Genomic DNA, 15,369 nt, shown 5'->3' on the forward strand with positions numbered 1-15,369 from the left:
CGCCGTGTTCGACACCGTCCTCGTCGCCAACCGGGGCGAGATCGCCGTCCGCGTCGTCCGGACGCTGCGCCGGCTCGGCATCCGCTCGGTCGCGGTCTACAGCGACGCCGACGCCGGCGCCCCGCACGTCCGCGCCGCCGACGTCGCCTACCGGCTCGGCCCCGCCCCGGCCGCGGAGAGCTACCTGTCGGTGGAGCGGGTGGTCGAGGCGTGCCTCGCCACCGGCGCGCAGGCCGTGCACCCCGGCTACGGCTTCCTCTCGGAGAACCCGGCCCTGGCCGCCGCGCTGGCCGACGCCGGCGTCGTGTTCGTCGGCCCGCCGGCCGAGGCGATCCGGGTGATGGGCGACAAGATCACCGCCAAGAAGACCGTGGTCGCCTCGGGCGTGCCGGTCGTCCCCGGCATCGCCGAGCCCGGCCTCACCGACGACGACCTGGTGGCCGCCGCCCCCGGGATCGGGTTCCCGGTGCTGGTCAAGCCCTCGGCGGGCGGCGGCGGCAAGGGCATGCGGGTGGTCGAGGACGCCGCCGGGCTGCCCGCGGCGCTGGCGTCGGCCCGCCGGGAGGCGCGTGCGGCGTTCGGCGACGACACGCTGTTCCTCGAGCGGTTCGTGCAGCGGCCGCGGCACGTCGAGGTGCAGGTGCTCGCCGACGCGCACGGCGCGGTCGTGCACCTCGGCGAGCGCGAGTGCAGCCTGCAGCGGCGGCACCAGAAGGTGGTCGAGGAGGCGCCGTCGCCGCTGCTGGACGCCGCCACCCGCGAGCGGATCGGCGCGGCGGCCTGCGCCACCGCCCGCAGCGTCGGCTACACCGGCGCGGGCACCGTGGAGTTCATCGTGTCGGCCGACCGGCCCGACGAGTTCTTTTTCATGGAGATGAACACCCGGCTGCAGGTCGAGCACCCGGTCACCGAGCTGGTCACCGGCCTGGACCTGGTCGAGCAGCAGCTGCGGGTGGCGGCCGGGGAGCCGCTGCCGTTCACCCAGGACGACGTCGCGCTGACCGGCTGGGCGGTCGAGGCGCGGGTCTACGCCGAGGACCCCGCCCGCGGCTTCCTGCCCACCGGCGGGCGGGTGCTGGCGCTGGCCGAGCCCGCCGGCGTTCGCGTGGACTCCGGTGTCGCCGCCGGCACCGTCGTCGGCTCGGACTACGACCCGATGCTGGCCAAGGTGGTCGCCGCCGGCCCCGACCGCGCCACGGCACTGGCCGCGCTGGACCGGGCGCTCGCGGAGACCGCGGTGCTCGGCGTGACCACCAACGTCGGGTTCGTGCGGTCGCTGCTCGCCGAGCCCGCGGTCCGCGCCGGGGACCTGGACACCGCGCTGCTCGACCGGTTCGCCGCCGCCTGGGAGCCGCCCGCCGTCCCCGACGACGCCGTCCTCGCCGCCGCCGCGCACGTGTGGCTGGCCGCCTGGGCCGCCGCCGACCCGGCCGACCCGTGGAGCGCGCCCACCGGCTTCCGCGCCGGCGCGCCGTCCGCGCCGTTCGTCGTCCGGCTGGAGGCCGGCGGCCGGCAGCGGACGGTGACGCTGACCGGCACGCCCGCCGCCGCGCGCGCCGGCCTCGACGGCGCCGACGCCGGGCCGCTGAGCTGCGCGCCCGAGGACGGCGGCCTGGCGCTGGTGCGCGACGGCGTGCGGTCGCACTGCCGGGTGGCCGAGGACGGCGACGCGCTGTTCGTGCACGTCGGCGGCGCCGACTGGCCGCTGCGCCGGGCCCGGCGGCCGGTGCTGCGGCCGGACGCCGCCGCGCACGCCCCCGAGCTGACCAGCCCGATGCCCGGCACGGTGATCGCCACCCCGGCGTCCCACGGTCAGGCGGTCGGCGCGGGCGACCCGGTGGTCGTCGTCGAGGCGATGAAGATGGAGCACACGCTGCGCGCCCCGGCCGACGGCGTCGTCGACCTGCTCGTCGCCCCCGGCGACCGCGTCGCCCTCGACCAGGTGCTGGCCCGGCTCACCCCGGCCTGAGTTCCGCGGCCAGGGGTGCGCCGGGTCGGGAGGTCCCGACTGCGTGCCGCCCGGGACCGCGACGGGGACCAGCCCGGCACGGGTCGCTCGATCGGCCCTACGCGGGCACCGGCCGCGACGCCAGGATGGAGGTCCGGAGATCGTCCAGGGCGCGGTGCCGGGCGCCGGCCAGCGACGGTTCCGCCGTGGCCCGGGCGACCTGCAGCGGCACGCCCCGCGGCTGGTGCGCCAGCGCCTCCGACACGGCCCTCACGACGGCGGGACGGGGGCCCCACGTGCCGCCGAGGACGATGAGCCGGGGGTCGGTGAGCGCGACGACGGCCCCGAGTACGCCGCAGATCGCCTCCGCCAGGGCGGCGAGCACGCGGCCCTGCCGGTCACCGGGAGCGTCGACCACGCCCAGCAGGGCGTCGACGTCGACGGCGGTGGAGTCCGGCCGGCGCAGCTGCAGCTCGGCGAAGACCTCGGTGAAGGCGACGGCGCGGCCGTCGGGGCTGCGAGTGAGCACGTGGGCGATCTCGCCGGCGAGGCCGCCGTGCCCGCGGCGGACCTCGCCGTCGGCGACGACGGCGCAGCCGAGTCCCTCACCCAGGTACAGGTACGCGAAGTCCTCGAGCTCCCCCGGGGCCGCGGCCGCGCGCTCGGCGCGGGCGGCCCAGTTGACGTCGTTGTCCACGGTCACCGGCCCGGCGACCAGCGGGGCGAGGACCTCGACCGGGGAGAGCTCACCGACCAGGAACGGCGCGTCCGGCAGGTGCACCAGCCGGCCCGAGCCCCGGTCGACCGGGTCGGCGGCGCTGACCACGGCCGACCGGGCCGGGCCCGGGCCGCCGTCCACGGCGCGGCGGGCCGCCGCCCGCAGCGCCCGAGCCACCTGGTCCGGCTGCGCGGGGCGGCCGACCGCCTCGGCCTCCCGGGCGACGACCCGGCCGTGGACGTCGACGGCCTCGGCGACGACACCCTCCGGGGCGATGCCGAGGACCAGGGCGACCCCGAGGTCGCCGGCGAGCGCGTAGTACGTGCCGATCCGGCCGCGGCCGGTGGTGCGCTCACCGGTGTCGCGCAGCAGCCCCGCCTCGGTCAGCCGGCGCACGCTCTCGCCGACGGTGGGCTTGGAGATGCCGGTGCGGGCGGCGATCTCGGCGCGGGTCAGCCGGCCCTGGTCGATCAGCGCGCGGAGGACGTGCTCGTCGGTCAGCGAGCGGAGCAGCTCCAGCGACGGCTTGGCCGGGGTCATGCGGACGAGTCTAGTAAGGACTGTTGCCTGGAACGCGCGGCTGCTCTAGGGTCCCACTCAAGTAAGGAGTCCTTCCTGAACGGAGTGAGCACCGTGACCCTCACCGCCTCCCCCACCCCGTACGCGCGGCACCTGCCGCCGCTGCCGCACTGGGAGACCCCCCCGGAGGACCTGAAGGCCGCGATCCGGGAGATCAAGCCGGCGCTGCGGGCGCGCATCGCCGCCTCCGGTCGCACGGTGGAGGAGGTCTTCGCCGTCGTCGAGGCCCGCATCGCCGCCGCGGTCGCCGAGATCGAGGCGGCGAAGGCGCGCGGTGAGCAGATCTGGCCGGTTCTCGACTACGCCGACATCGAGGCGGGCACGGTCTCCGCCGACGAGCTCGCGACGCTCCGCCGCCGCGGCTGCCTGGTCGTCCGCGGGCACTTCCCCCGCGAGCAGGCGCTGGCCTGGGACGCCGGCATCGTCGACTACGTCGAGAGCAACCGCTTCTTCGAGGACTACCGCGGCCCGGGCGACGACTTCTTCGGCAGCGTCGGCTCCAAGCCCGAGATCTACCCCGTCTACTGGTCCCCGCCCCAGATGGAGGCCCGGCAGAGCGACCGCATGGCCCGGGTGCAGGGCTTCCTCAACGCGCTGTGGACGTCCGAGTCCGACGGCGTCCGGTGGTTCGACCCGGACCGCGACTCGCTCTACCCCGACCGCATCCGCCGCCGCCCGCCGGGCGCGGACTCCGGCGGCCTGGGCACCCACCTCGACCCCGGCACGCTCGACCTGTGGATGACCGAGGCCTACCAGAAGGCCTTCCGGCACCTGTTCGACGGCACCGTCGAGGCCTACGACCCGTACGACGCCGCCTACCGCACCGCCGGCCCGCAGTACCCCGGCTCCACCATGTGCTCGGCGTTCCGCACCTTCCAGGGGTGGACCGCGCTGTCGGACATGGACCACGACCAGGGCGTGCTGCACACCGTGCCGATCCCCGAGGCGATGGCCTACCTGATGCTGCGCCCGCTGCTGCCCGACGTCCCCGACGACGACATGTGCGGCGTCACCACCAACCAGGTCTTCCCGGCCAGCGAGAAGTGGCACTCCCTGCTGCTGCGCGCCGCCAGCGGCATCCCCGACGTCCGCGCCGGCGACTCCGTCTGGTGGCACTGCGACATGATCCACTCGGTCGCCCCGGTCACCGACCAGCAGGGATGGGGCAACGTCATGTACGTCCCCGCCGCCCCCTGGTGCCCGCGCAACGAGGCCTACGCCGCCTCCGTGCGCGACGCGTTCCTCACCGGCTCCAGCCCCACCGACTTCCCCGCCGAGCACTACGAGCGCACCTGGGCGAACCGGTTCACCCCCGACCAGCTCAACGACACCGGCCGGCGCGGGCTCGGCCTCGCCTGACCCACCCCCGCCCGAGCCGCGGCGCGGCAGGATGCCCGGCATGGTGCTGGGGCTGCGACGACCGGTCGTGCAGGCGCCGATGGCCGGCGGGCCGTCGACGGTGGAGCTGGCCGCGGCGGTGTCCGGGGCCGGTGGCCTGGGCTTCCTCGCCGCCGGCTACCGGACGCCGGACGCGGTGCGCGAGGAGGTCCGCGCCGTCCGGGCGCGGACCCGGGAGCGGTTCGGCGTCAACGTCTTCGTCCCCGGGCCGCCCGCCGACGAGGGCGCCCTGCGCCGCTACGCCGAGCGGCTGCGGCCCGAGGCGCGGCGGTGGGGCGTGGACCTCGGCGAGCCCCGCGCCGACGACGACGCGTGGGAGGCCAAGGTCGCCGTCCTCGCCGAGGAGCGGGTGCCGGTGGTGTCGTTCACCTTCGGCCTGCCGCGGCCGGACATGGTCGCCGCGCTGCACGACGCCGACGCCACCGTGCTGGTCACCGTCACCTCGCCGGAGGACGCCCTCGCCGCCCGCGACGCCGGCGCGGACGCGCTGGTGGTGCAGGGGGTCGAGGCCGGCGGCCACCGCGGCGGCCTCCGCGACGAGGACGGGGCGGGCGAGTACGGGCTGCTGCCGCTGCTGCGGCTGGTCGCCCGGGCGGTGGACCTGCCGATGGTCGCCGCCGGCGGGATCGTCGACGGCCCCTCGGTCGCGGCGGTGCTCGTCGCGGGCGCGGAGGCCGCGCAGCTGGGCACGGCGTTCCTGCTGTGCCCCGAGGCCGGGACCGGCGCGGCGCACCGGGCGGCGCTGGGCGCCGGCCGGCCGACGGCGCTCACCCGCGCGTTCAGCGGCCGGCGCGCCCGCGGGCTGGTCAACCGCTTCCTCGCCGAGCACACCGCCGCGGCTCCGGCCGCCTACCCGCACGTCCACCACCTGACGACGCCGTTGCGCGCGGCGGCCCGGCAGGCCGGCGACCCGGAGGCCATCAGCATGTGGGCCGGGCAGGCGTACGCGCTGGCCGAGGCGCTGCCCGCCGGGGAGTTGGTCGCCCGCCTCGCCGACGACGCCGCGGCCGCCCTCGCGCACCCCCGGCCCGGCGCCTCCTGACCGGGCGCTAGGGTTCCGCGCAGGCTCACGAGAGGCAGCGACAAGTACCTGGCTGGCTGCCCGGCAACCTCTCCTCCGTCCGAGGTGCTCCCAGGGGAAGAGCCGGCCGCGCGGCGCCCGCCGCGCGGCAAGACGGAGCCCTCCGTGCGCCGCGGGGTCTCCGCGAGCGAGAGGAGACGGCGCCGTGCCCGACCAGCAGAGCTGGAGCTTCGAGACCCGGCAGATCCACGCCGGGACCAGCCCCGACCCCACCACCGGGGCCCGCGCCCTGCCGATCTACGCCACGACCAGCTACCAGTTCCGCGACGCCCAGCACGCCGCCGACCTGTTCGCGCTGGCCGAGATGGGCAACATCTACACGCGGATCATGAACCCGACGCAGGACGCGCTCGAGCAGCGCGTGGCCTCGCTCGAGGGCGGCGTCGCCGCGCTCGCGGTGGCCAGCGGCCAGGCCGCCGAGACCCTGGCGATCCTCAACGTCGCCGAGGCCGGCAGCCACGTCGTCGCCTCGGCGTCGCTGTACGGCGGCACCTACAACCTGCTGCACCACTCGCTGCCCAAGCTCGGCGTCGAGGTGTCCTTCGTCGAGGACCCCGACGACCCGGAGAACTGGCAGTCGCTGGTCCGCGAGAACACCAAGGCGTTCTACGGGGAGTCGATCGGCAACCCGAAGGGCGACGTCCTCGACATCTCCGCGGTGTCGGAGGTGGCGCACCGCAACGGCGTGCCGCTGATCGTCGACAACACCATCGCCACGCCGTTCCTCGTGCGCCCGCTCGAGCACGGCGCCGACGTCGTCGTCCACTCGGCCACCAAGTACCTCGGCGGCCACGGCACCGCGATCGCCGGGGTCATCGTCGACGGCGGCAACTTCGACTGGACCCGCGGCCGGTTCCCCGGCTTCACCACGCCGGACCCGACCTACCACGGCGTCGTCTACGCCGACCTCGGCGCGCCCGCCTACGCGCTCAAGGCCCGGGTGCAGCTGCTGCGCGACCTCGGCCCGGCGATCAGCCCGTTCAACGCGTGGCTGGTCGTGCAGGGCATCGAGACCCTGTCGCTGCGCATGGAGCGGCACGTGGCCAACGCCCAGCGGGTGGCCGAGTTCCTCGAGGCGCACGACGAGGTGGAGTCGGTGCACTACGCCGGCCTGCCGTCCTCGCCGTGGCACGCCGCCCAGCAGCGCTACGCCCCGCGCGGCGCCGGCGCGGTGCTGGCGTTCGAGATCCGCGGCGGCGTCGAGGCCGGCAAGCGCTTCGTCGAGGCGCTGGAGCTGCACAGCCACGTGGCCAACATCGGCGACGTCCGCAGCCTGGTCATCCACCCGGCGTCGACAACCCACTCGCAGCTGACGCCGGAGGAGCAGCGGACCACGGGCGTCACGCCCGGCCTGGTGCGCCTGGCCGCCGGACTGGAGGGGATCGAGGACATCCTCGCCGACCTCGAGGCCGGCTTCCGCGCCGCGAAGGGCGCCTGACGTGGGCGGGGTGCGGGACCTCCCGGGGTCCCGCACCCCGCCGCGCACCGGCGGGTGGCGCGACGGCGACCCCGCCGGGGACCGGCTGTTCCTGGACCTGGACGGACCGGTCCGGCTCGAACGCGGTGGGGTGCTGCCCGGCGTCCGGGTGGCCTACGAGACCTGGGGCACGCTCGCCCCCGACGGCGGCAACGCGGTGCTGGTCGAGCACGCGCTCACCGGCGACAGCCACGTCACCGGCCCGGCCGGGCCCGGCCACCCGACGCCGGGCTGGTGGGCGTCGCTGGTCGGGCCGGGCGCGGCGCTGGACACCGACCGGTTCTTCGTCGTCTGCGCCAACGTGCTCGGCGGGTGCCAGGGGACGACCGGCCCGTCCTCGACCGCGCCCGACGGCCGGCCGTGGGGACCGCGGTTCCCCGAGGTGACCGTCGGCGACCAGGTGCTGGTCGAGGCGGCGCTGGCCGACACGCTCGGCATCGACCGGTGGGCCGCCGTCGTCGGCGGGTCGATGGGCGGGATGCGGGCGCTGGAGTGGGCGGTCGCGCTGCCCGACCGGGTGGCCGGGCTGTTCTTCCTCGCCTCGGGCGCGGCGGCCACCGCCGACCAGATCGGCACCCAGACCACCCAGCAGGCCGCGATCCGCGCCGACCCGGTCGCCGGGCTCGGCATCGCCCGGCGGATCGCGCACCTGACCTACCGCAGCGCGTTCGAGCTGGAGGAGCGCTTCGGCGCGGCCGTGCAGGCCGACGGCCGGTTCGCCGTCGCCTCCTACCTGGACCACCACGCCGACAAGCTCACCCGCCGCTTCGACCCCGGCAGCTACCTGGTGCTCACCGAGGCGATGAACACCTGGGACGTCGGCCGCGGCCGGGGCGGGGTGGAGGCGGCGCTGGCCCGGGTGACCGCGCGGGCGGTGGTGGCCGGCGTCGACTCCGACCGGCTCTACCCGCTGGAGCTGCAGCGGCGGGTGGCCGACGCGCTCGGGGTGCCGCTGCGGGTGGTGTCCTCGCCGTACGGGCACGACGGCTTCCTCATCGAGGCGGCCGCCGTCGGCGCGCTCCTCCGCGAGCTGCTCGACGCCTGACGGGGCCGGGGTCCCGGAGCCAGGGCCCCGGGCCCGGTCCGCCGGGATCCCGGGCTCCCGACAGACTGGGCCCGTGGACGACGACCTCGACGCCCTGCGGCCGGCCTGCGACCGTGCCCTGACCGGCCACGGCCCCCAGCGCGCCGCCGACCTGCTGGCCACCATCCCGCCGGACACCGCGCTGGACCGGTACGGCTCGGGCGGCGTCGTCGCGGAGCTCGAGGCGGAGGTCGCGCAGCTGCTGGACAAGCCGGCCGCGGTCTACCTGCCCAGCGGGACGATGGCGCAGCAGGCGGTGCTGCGGGTGCACGCCGGGCGCAGCGGCCGCGCCACCGTCGTCGCCCACCCCGAGTGCCACCTGTTCCGGCACGAGGGCGGCGCGCTGGCGCGGCTGCAGGGCCTGGTCGAGCGCCCGGTCGGCGACCGGCACCGGATGCTGCTGCGCGCCGACCTCGACGGCGTCGCCGAGCCGCCGGCCGCGCTGGTCGTCGAGCTGCCGCAGCGGGACCTGGGCGGTCCGCTGCCGCCGTGGGACGACGTCGTCGAGCAGGCCGCGTGGGCGCACGACGTGCACTCGGTGGCCCACCTCGACGGCGCCCGGCTGTGGGAGGCCGCCGCCGGCTACGAGATGCCGCCGTCGGACGTCGCGGCGCCGTTCGACACCGTCTACGTCAGCTTCTACAAGGGGGTCGGCGCGCTGGCCGGGTGCTGCGTGGCCGGGCCCGCGGACGTCGTCGCCGAGGTCCGGGAGTGGCGCGGGCGGATGGGCGGCACGCTGTTCGGCCTGTGGCCGGGCGCGGCCTCGGCACTGTCGTGCCTGCGCCGCCGGCTGCCGCTGTTCCCCGCCTACCTCGAGCGGGCGCGGGAGGTCGCCGAGACCGTCCGCGGCCTGCCCGGGGTGCGGGTGGTGCCCGACCCGCCGCAGACGCCGATGCTGCACCTGCTGCTGTCGACCACCCCGGACGCCTTCCGCGCCGCCGCCCGCGCGCTCGCCCAGGAGGGGCTGTGGACCTGGGCGCGGGCAGGCGTCACCGGCGACCCCACCGTGGTGCGGGTCGAGCTCCCGGTGGGCGACGCGACGCTGGCGCTGTCCCTCGACGAGGTCCGCGACGCCGTCGCCCGCCTCGCCGGCGCCGTCTGAGGTGACGTGATGGGCCGCCCTCCAGGGGGCCCGCGCCGAGCGTGCGAGGCGTGGGGGGAAGGGTGGTCCTTCGTCAGTCGGCGGCGTCGCCGGGGGTGTAGCCGGCCGGCGGCAGCGGACGGCGCACCACCGGCCGCACCTTCCGCGCCGCGTCGAGCCGCTCGGTGTAGCTGGCCGCGTTGAGCCGGATGTGCGCGAGGTCGTCGTCGGTGGTCGGCCGCAGCACCTTCGCCGGGACGCCGGCCACCAGCGAGCCCGGCGGCACGACGGTGCCCTGGGTGACGACGGCGCCCGCGGCCACGATGGACCCCGACCCGATGTGCGCGCCGTTCATGACGATGCTGCCCATGCCGACCAGCACGTCGTCGTCGACGCGGGCGCCGTGCAGGACGACGCGGTGCCCGACGGTGACGCCGCGGCCGAGGACCAGCGGGAAGCCGGGGTCCGAGTGCAGGGTGCTGCCGTCCTGCACGTTGGAGCCCTCGCCGATCTCGATGACCTCGTGATCGGCCCGGGCGACCGCGCCGTACCAGATGCTGGAGCGCGGTCCCATCGTGACCGCGCCGACCACCACCGCCGTCGGCGCGACGAAGGCCTCCTCGTCGATGGCCGGGGCGCCGAAGGGCAGTTCCGCGATGTAGTTGTCCGCCACGGCGTCCACCCCAGCACACCCGGAGCCCCGTCGGCGCGGGCAGGATCACCCCGTGTCCGCTTCCCTGCCGCCGCTGCCCACCACGGTCGTCGGGAGCCTGCCCCAGCCCGGGTGGCTCATCGACCACGACCGGCTGGCTCACCAGTTCCCGCCCCGGGTCCGCGCCCGGGAGCTGTGGCGGCCGGCGCCGGACCTGCTGGAGGAGGCGCAGGACGACGCGACGCTGCTGGCGGTCCGCGCCCAGGAGGCGGCCGGCCTGGACCTGGTCGGCGACGGCGAGCAGCGGCGGGAGTCCTACTCGAACCACTTCGCCACCGCGCTCGACGGGGTCGACGTCGACACCCCCGGCACGGTGCTCAACCGCTCCGGGAAGCCGATCCCGGTGCCGCGGGTGGTCGGCGAGCTCCGCCGCCGCGGCCCGATCCAGGCCCGCGACGTGCGCTTCCTCCGCGCCGCCACCGACCGGCCGGTCAAGATCACGCTGCCCGGCCCGTTCACCATGGCGCAGCAGGCACAGGACGAGCACTACGGCGACGACCGCGCCCTGGCGCTGGCCTACGCCGACGTCGTCCGCGAGGAGATCGCCGACCTGTTCGCCGCGGGCGCCGACGTCGTGCAGATCGACGAGCCGTGGCTGCAGGCCCGGCCGGAGGTGGCCCGCCGCTACGGCGCCGAGGCGGTGACCCGCGCGGTGGAGGGCGCGCCCGGTCCGGTGCACCTGCACCTGTGCTTCGGCTACGCGGCCATGGTGAGCGAGCGCCCGGAGGGCTACTCGTTCCTGCCCGAGCTGGCCGACACCCCGGTCGACACGGTGTCGGTGGAGACGGCGCAGTCGCACCTGGACCCGGCGCAGCTGCGGCCGCTGCGCGGCAAGGGCATCGCCCTCGGCGTCCTGGACCTGTCCACGCCGGAGGTGGAGACGCCGGAGGTGGTGGCCGACCGCGTGCGGCGGGCCCTGGACGACGTCGACGTCGCGCGGCTGGTCCTCACCAGCGACTGCGGCCTCAAGTACCTGCCGCGGGCGTCCGCCGAGGGCAAGATGCGGTCGCTCGCGCGGGCGGCGGAGGTGCTCCGCACGGAGCTCTGAACGCGGGATCAGGGCGTGCGGACGCTCCACCGGTCGAGGAACTCCCCGGGGCCGACGGCGTCGAGCTCGTCCCGGATCGCGGCCAGCAGGTGTCCCGGCGCGTGCGGGTCCTCGGCGGGCACCCGCAGGACCTCCCCGCCGTCGGCGCGGCGGCGCACCACCACGTCGTGCACCGTCGGCGCGGGGACCAGCCCCTGGGCGAGCTCGGCGGCGAGGGCACCGGTGACGCGGACCCAGTGCCGCAGCCGCCCGCCCGGCCGGGGCTCGAGGTCGGCGGCGTAGACCTCACCCGCCCGGACGGCGTCGGTGCTCCCCACGCCGACAGGGTGGCGCACCGGGGGACGTCCCGGTCAGGATCCCGGCGTGACCCTGCCGACCGACCTACCGGTCCTGGCCTTCCCCGACCAGGCCGCGTTCGAGGCGTGGCTGGAGGCCGAGCACGCCACCGCGCCGGGCTGCTACGTGAAGCTGGCGAAGAAGGGCGCGGGCGTGCCCTCGCTGACCCGCGACGAGATGGTCGAGTCGCTGTTGTGCTTCGGCTGGATCGACGGCCGCAGCAACAGCGTGGACGACCACTGGTACCTGACCCGGGTCACGCCACGGCGGCCGCGCAGCGTGTGGTCGCAGAAGAACGTCGGCATCGTCGCCGGGCTCGTCGCGGCCGGCCGGATGCGGCCCGCGGGTCTGGCGCAGGTGGAGGCGGCGCAGGCCGACGGCCGCTGGGACCGCGCCTACGCGGGCCCGGCCACCATCACCGTCCCCGACGACCTCGCCGAGGCGCTGGCCGCCGAGCCCGCCGCGCAGGAGGCGTTCGCGGGGCTGGACGGCACCAACCGCTACGCCGTCCTGTGGCGGGTGCACACCGCCGCCACCCCGGCCACGCGGGCGAAGCGGATCGCGGCCCTGGTGACGATGCTCGCGGAGGGCCGCCTGCTGCACTAGCCGAGGGGGTCGGCGTCCTCGGGGGCCACGCCGGGGCGCTCGCGCCAGAAGCGGGCGTCGCGCCACCGCCACAGCAGCATGAGGCCGATCCCGGCCACCATGATCCCGACGCCGATCACCAGCGGCGGGCCGAGGCCGAGCCAGGCCTGGCCGGTGTAGCTGTTCGCCGGGTCGGCGAGGTCGCGCACGGAGAGCACCAGCAGCCAGCCGAGCATCGCCGCCCCGACCAGCGGACCGACGCCGAGCAGCAGCGCGTCGCGCACGCTGCGGGCCAGCCGGCGGCGGAAGTACCAGGCGCAGGCCAGGCCGGTGAGCGCGTAGTACAGCGCGATCAGCAGCGACAGCGCGGTGATCGAGTCGAACAGCGCGTTCTCGCTGACCAGGTGCACGCCGACGTACCAGGCGACCGCCACGCCGGCGACCCACCAGGTGGAGACGTCCGGCGTCCGGAACCGCTCGGACACCGACCCGAACCGCGCCGGCAGCGCTGCCCGCCGCGCCATCGACAGGCCGGTGCGCGAGGCCGGGATGATCGTCGTCTGCGTGGAGGCGATCGCCGAGGTGGCGACGGCGGCCAGCACCACCCAGTCCCAGCCGCCCAGCGCCTGCGTGGACAACAGCGCGAAGACCGCCTCCTCCTCGTCGGCGTTGCCGGCCAGCCAGGACGTCCCCGCGAAGGAGACGACGGCGACCGCGACGCCGACGTAGGTGAGCAGCAGGACCACCGTCGACAGCACGCCGGCCCGGCCCGGGGCGACCCGCGGGTCGGTGGTCTCCTCGGTCAGGTTGACCGCCGACTCCCAGCCCCAGTAGGCGAAGACGCCGAGCAGGAGACCGCCGGTGAGCGCGGCGCCGCCGGCGCCGAAGGGGTCCAGCCAGTCCCAGGACGGCGTCAGCCCGCCGAAGGGCGAGTCGCCCCGGACGCCGCGGACGACCGCGACGACGGCGAACACCAGCAGCGCCGCGGTCTGGGCGAGGATCAGCCCGTTCTGCAGCCGGGCGGAGATCTCGGTGCCGAGCACGCAGATCGCCGACATGACGACGACCAGCAGCACGCTCAGCGCGACGACCGCGGGCGTGGAGTCGGCCAGGGCGTCCAGGCCCAGCACCAGCAGGGTGAACCGGACGCCGACCTCGGCCAGCGACCCGACCACCAGGACGCCGGTCATGGTGATCGCCCAGCCGCCGATCCAGCCCGCCGTCGGGCCGAAGGCTCGGGCGACCCAGGAGAACGTCGTCCCGCAGTCCGGGTCGGCCCGGTTGAGCGCGGCGAACGCGCCGGCGATGAGCAGCATCGGCACGAACGACGCCAGCATCACACCGGGGGCGTGCACCCCGACCAGGGCGACGACGGGGCCGATGACCGCCGCCAGCGAGTAGGCCGGCGAGGTCGCGGCCAGGCCGATGACCAGCGAGTCGAGGAAGCCGATGGCCTCGGGCCGCAGGGCGGGTTCCTCACGCGGCAGTGCCCGGGTCACGGACGGCAACGGTACGGCCCGCCCCGGGGGACGGCGCGCCCGGCGGGCGCTAGGCCACGCGGACGGCGCCGCGGTACCCCGACTGGTCGACGCTGGTCACCGCGACCGGCTGGCCGTAGGTGCGCGCGTGCACCATCTTGCCGTCGCCGATGTAGAGGCCGACGTGGCTGACCGGCGAGTAGAAGTAGACGATGTCCCCGGGCATGAGGTCCGCCCGTGCCACCGGCGTCCCCAGCGTCGACTGCGCCTTGCTCGAGTGCGGCAGCGCGATGCCGGCGGCGGCGTAGGCGTAGGAGGTCAGCCCGGAGCAGTCGAAGCCGTCGGGTCCCGAGGCGCCCCACACGTAGGGGTCCCCGATCTGGGCCAGCGCCGTCTGCACGGCGATCGCGGCGGCGGGGCCGGGGGCGGCGGCCGCGGCGGCGGCCGCCGACGGCGCGTCGAGGACGGGGCCGGCCAGCGCGGTGGTGACGCGGGCCTGCTCGGCCGCCGTCAGCCGCTCGAAGTCGGCCTCGTACGCGTCGGCCTGCGCCCGGACCTGCGCCTGCTGGTCGTGCAGGGCGGTCAGCGCGGCGGTGGCCTCGGCGGCCGCGGCGTCGGCGTCGGCCCGGGCCTGCTCGGCCGCGGCCTGGGCGGCGGCCACCTCGGTGAGGACGCCGTCGGTGTGGTCGGCGATGAGGTCGATCATGGTCATCTGGGCGACGAGGTCGTCGGCGGAGTCGCTGCCCAGGAAGGCGGCCACGCGGGACCGGGTGGTGCCGGTGTAGCCGCTCTGCGCGATGGCGCGGATGGCCGGGGCGTACTGCGCGAGCGTCGCCTCGGCGGTGTCGGCGGCGGCGTCGGCGGCGGTGGCGGCCTGCTGCTGCGCCGCGACCGCGAGCTCGGCCTGGTGCACCTGCTCGTCGAGGGCGGTCAGCTGCCGGCCGGTCTCCTCGACCAGCTGTGCGGCCTCCGCGGCGGTGGCCGGCGGCGTGCCGGGCTCGGCGGAGGCGGACGAGGGGGCGAGCACGAGGGCCACCAGGCCGGTGGCGGCGACGACCGCACCCGTCCAGCGCCGTCCCGTCGTCCGGTTGCGCTGCACGATCGGCCTCCCCCTGCCGCCTCCCGGCGGCGCTCCCCTGGTCTCGTCTCGGTACGGACCGTAGGGAGGTCGTCAGCGGAGCGTGTGCAGGGCGCGCGGTGCCCGGGGCGGGCGGGACCCCACGCTCCCCGTCCGTCCCACCCGTCCCGGCCGTCGCGCGACCGGGCCGGTCCTGTCAGGGGGAGGTGCTGCGGCGGCGGTCGGGGGCGAGCGGGACCAGCGCGTCGGACACCGCGCCGGTGACGAGGGAGTACAGGGCCTTGCCGGCGACGTCGACGACGCGGTCCTGCCGCGACCAGGTCCACGGCGGGTCGCCGACGCCCGTGGCGTTCTCCAGCGTCTGGTCGGTGGCCAGCCGGACGGAGGTGTGCCAGACCGAGGCGCGCCAGCCGCGCAGGCCGCTGGCCGACCAGATCCCGCGGAGCGCGCCGACGGCGGCCCCGGTGCCCCAGTGCATGAGGTGGTTGCGCACGAACGGCCGCTCGGACCCGGGCGGGCGGCGCCGGGTGGCCAGCGCGGTGAGCGTGCGGGCCGGCACGTAGGAGTCCGGCCGGCCGGTCACCTGCTGCTCCACCTTCTCGGCCAGTGTCATCGCCGCGGTGCCGGCCAGGCCGGCCAGGGCACCGCGCATCGCAGCTCGTCCCAGCACGGGGTCCGCATACCCCGCGGGGCGGGCGCCGAACGGCGCCCGCCCCGCGGACCGGTGTCCGTGCGCCCCCTCCGCAGGGCCCCGCCGCGAGCCTGC

At 76.7% G+C, this 15,369-nt stretch carries 14 protein-coding genes and 1 riboswitch; of the genes, 8 read left to right on the top strand and 6 right to left on the bottom strand.

Translation table 11 applies throughout. The features are described 5' to 3' along the window. Positions 1–4: 4 nt before the first annotated feature. Positions 5–1,969 (top strand): ATP-binding protein, encoded by a 1,965-nt coding sequence (locus ACFO3M_RS18690; RefSeq protein ID WP_387992325.1) that lies wholly within the window; start codon positions 5–7, stop codon positions 1,967–1,969. Between the two features lie 97 nt (positions 1,970–2,066). On the opposite strand, the gene ACFO3M_RS18695 is transcribed toward ACFO3M_RS18690, so the two are convergent. Further along, the gene (locus tag ACFO3M_RS18695; RefSeq protein WP_387992328.1) at positions 2,067–3,206 is read right to left on the bottom strand and encodes an ROK family transcriptional regulator; all 1,140 of its coding nucleotides are present in this window, start codon (positions 3,204–3,206) and stop codon (positions 2,067–2,069) included. 84 nt (positions 3,207–3,290) lie between these two features. Here ACFO3M_RS18695 and ACFO3M_RS18700 point away from each other — a divergent pair, with 84 nt between their 5' ends. The 5 genes from ACFO3M_RS18700 to ACFO3M_RS18720 all read left to right on the top strand — a co-directional run bounded on the left by ACFO3M_RS18700 (position 3,291) and on the right by ACFO3M_RS18720 (position 9,387). After that, positions 3,291–4,604, top strand: coding sequence for a DUF1479 domain-containing protein (locus tag ACFO3M_RS18700; protein ID WP_387992331.1), 1,314 nt, complete (start codon positions 3,291–3,293; stop codon positions 4,602–4,604). Between the two features lie 40 nt (positions 4,605–4,644). Beyond that, on the top strand, positions 4,645–5,685 hold the full coding sequence (locus ACFO3M_RS18705; protein WP_387992334.1) for an NAD(P)H-dependent flavin oxidoreductase: 1,041 nt from the start codon (positions 4,645–4,647) through the stop codon (positions 5,683–5,685). Between the two features lie 23 nt (positions 5,686–5,708). Beyond that, a riboswitch (SAM riboswitch) is annotated at positions 5,709–5,825 on the top strand. 44 nt (positions 5,826–5,869) lie between these two features. Beyond that, on the top strand, positions 5,870–7,162 hold the full coding sequence (locus ACFO3M_RS18710; RefSeq protein WP_387992337.1) for a bifunctional o-acetylhomoserine/o-acetylserine sulfhydrylase: 1,293 nt from the start codon (positions 5,870–5,872) through the stop codon (positions 7,160–7,162). Positions 7,163–7,172: 10 nt separating this feature from the next. Beyond that, positions 7,173–8,246 carry a homoserine O-acetyltransferase MetX gene (gene metX / locus ACFO3M_RS18715; protein ID WP_387992340.1) on the top strand — a complete coding sequence of 358 codons (1,074 nt, stop codon included), beginning with the start codon at positions 7,173–7,175 and terminating at the stop codon, positions 8,244–8,246. A gap of 73 nt (positions 8,247–8,319) precedes the next feature. Continuing rightward, positions 8,320–9,387, top strand: coding sequence for a threonine aldolase family protein (locus ACFO3M_RS18720; protein WP_387992343.1), 1,068 nt, complete (start codon positions 8,320–8,322; stop codon positions 9,385–9,387). Positions 9,388–9,460: 73 nt separating this feature from the next. Here ACFO3M_RS18720 and ACFO3M_RS18725 read toward each other — a convergent pair whose 3' ends face one another. Beyond that, positions 9,461–10,048, bottom strand: coding sequence for a gamma carbonic anhydrase family protein (locus ACFO3M_RS18725; protein ID WP_387992346.1), 588 nt, complete (start codon positions 10,046–10,048; stop codon positions 9,461–9,463). A gap of 43 nt (positions 10,049–10,091) precedes the next feature. Between ACFO3M_RS18725 and ACFO3M_RS18730 the strand changes: the two genes are divergently transcribed. Then, the gene (locus ACFO3M_RS18730; protein ID WP_387992349.1) at positions 10,092–11,126 is read left to right on the top strand and encodes a uroporphyrinogen decarboxylase family protein; all 1,035 of its coding nucleotides are present in this window, start codon (positions 10,092–10,094) and stop codon (positions 11,124–11,126) included. 8 nt (positions 11,127–11,134) lie between these two features. Here ACFO3M_RS18730 and ACFO3M_RS18735 read toward each other — a convergent pair whose 3' ends face one another. Beyond that, the gene (locus ACFO3M_RS18735) at positions 11,135–11,443 is read right to left on the bottom strand and encodes a hypothetical protein (protein WP_387992352.1); all 309 of its coding nucleotides are present in this window, start codon (positions 11,441–11,443) and stop codon (positions 11,135–11,137) included. Positions 11,444–11,489: 46 nt separating this feature from the next. On the opposite strand from ACFO3M_RS18735, the gene ACFO3M_RS18740 reads away from it, so the two are divergent. Beyond that, positions 11,490–12,068 carry a YdeI/OmpD-associated family protein gene (locus ACFO3M_RS18740; protein WP_387992355.1) on the top strand — a complete coding sequence of 193 codons (579 nt, stop codon included), beginning with the start codon at positions 11,490–11,492 and terminating at the stop codon, positions 12,066–12,068. Here ACFO3M_RS18740 and ACFO3M_RS18745 read toward each other — a convergent pair. The 3 genes from ACFO3M_RS18745 to ACFO3M_RS18755 form a co-directional block, all read right to left on the bottom strand. After that, a complete protein-coding gene (locus ACFO3M_RS18745) occupies positions 12,065–13,546 on the bottom strand; it encodes an APC family permease (RefSeq protein WP_387992358.1) in 1,482 nt (493 codons plus the stop codon). The genes ACFO3M_RS18740 and ACFO3M_RS18745 overlap by 4 nt on opposite strands. 49 nt (positions 13,547–13,595) lie before the next feature. Next, positions 13,596–14,624: a C40 family peptidase gene (locus ACFO3M_RS18750; protein ID WP_387992361.1), complete on the bottom strand. Its 1,029-nt coding sequence runs from the start codon at positions 14,622–14,624 to the stop codon at positions 13,596–13,598. 175 nt (positions 14,625–14,799) lie between these two features. Then, positions 14,800–15,255 (bottom strand): hypothetical protein, encoded by a 456-nt coding sequence (locus ACFO3M_RS18755; RefSeq protein WP_387992364.1) that lies wholly within the window; start codon positions 15,253–15,255, stop codon positions 14,800–14,802. Positions 15,256–15,369 lie beyond the last annotated feature (114 nt).

It is taken from the genome of Geodermatophilus arenarius (assembly GCF_042654585.1).
Classification (GTDB): Bacteria; Actinomycetota; Actinomycetes; order Mycobacteriales; family Geodermatophilaceae; genus Geodermatophilus; species Geodermatophilus arenarius.

Bases quoted from the DNA above. Each gene is read 5' to 3' on its own strand.
- ACFO3M_RS18695 (WP_387992328.1), bottom strand. From the start codon at position 3,206: ATGACCCCGGCCAAGCCGTCGCTGGAGCTGCTCCGCTCGCTGACCGAC.
- ACFO3M_RS18705 (WP_387992334.1), top strand. From the start codon at position 4,645: ATGGTGCTGGGGCTGCGACGACCGGTCGTGCAGGCGCCGATGGCCGGC.
- ACFO3M_RS18755 (WP_387992364.1), bottom strand. From the start codon at position 15,255: ATGCGCGGTGCCCTGGCCGGCCTGGCCGGCACCGCGGCGATGACACTG.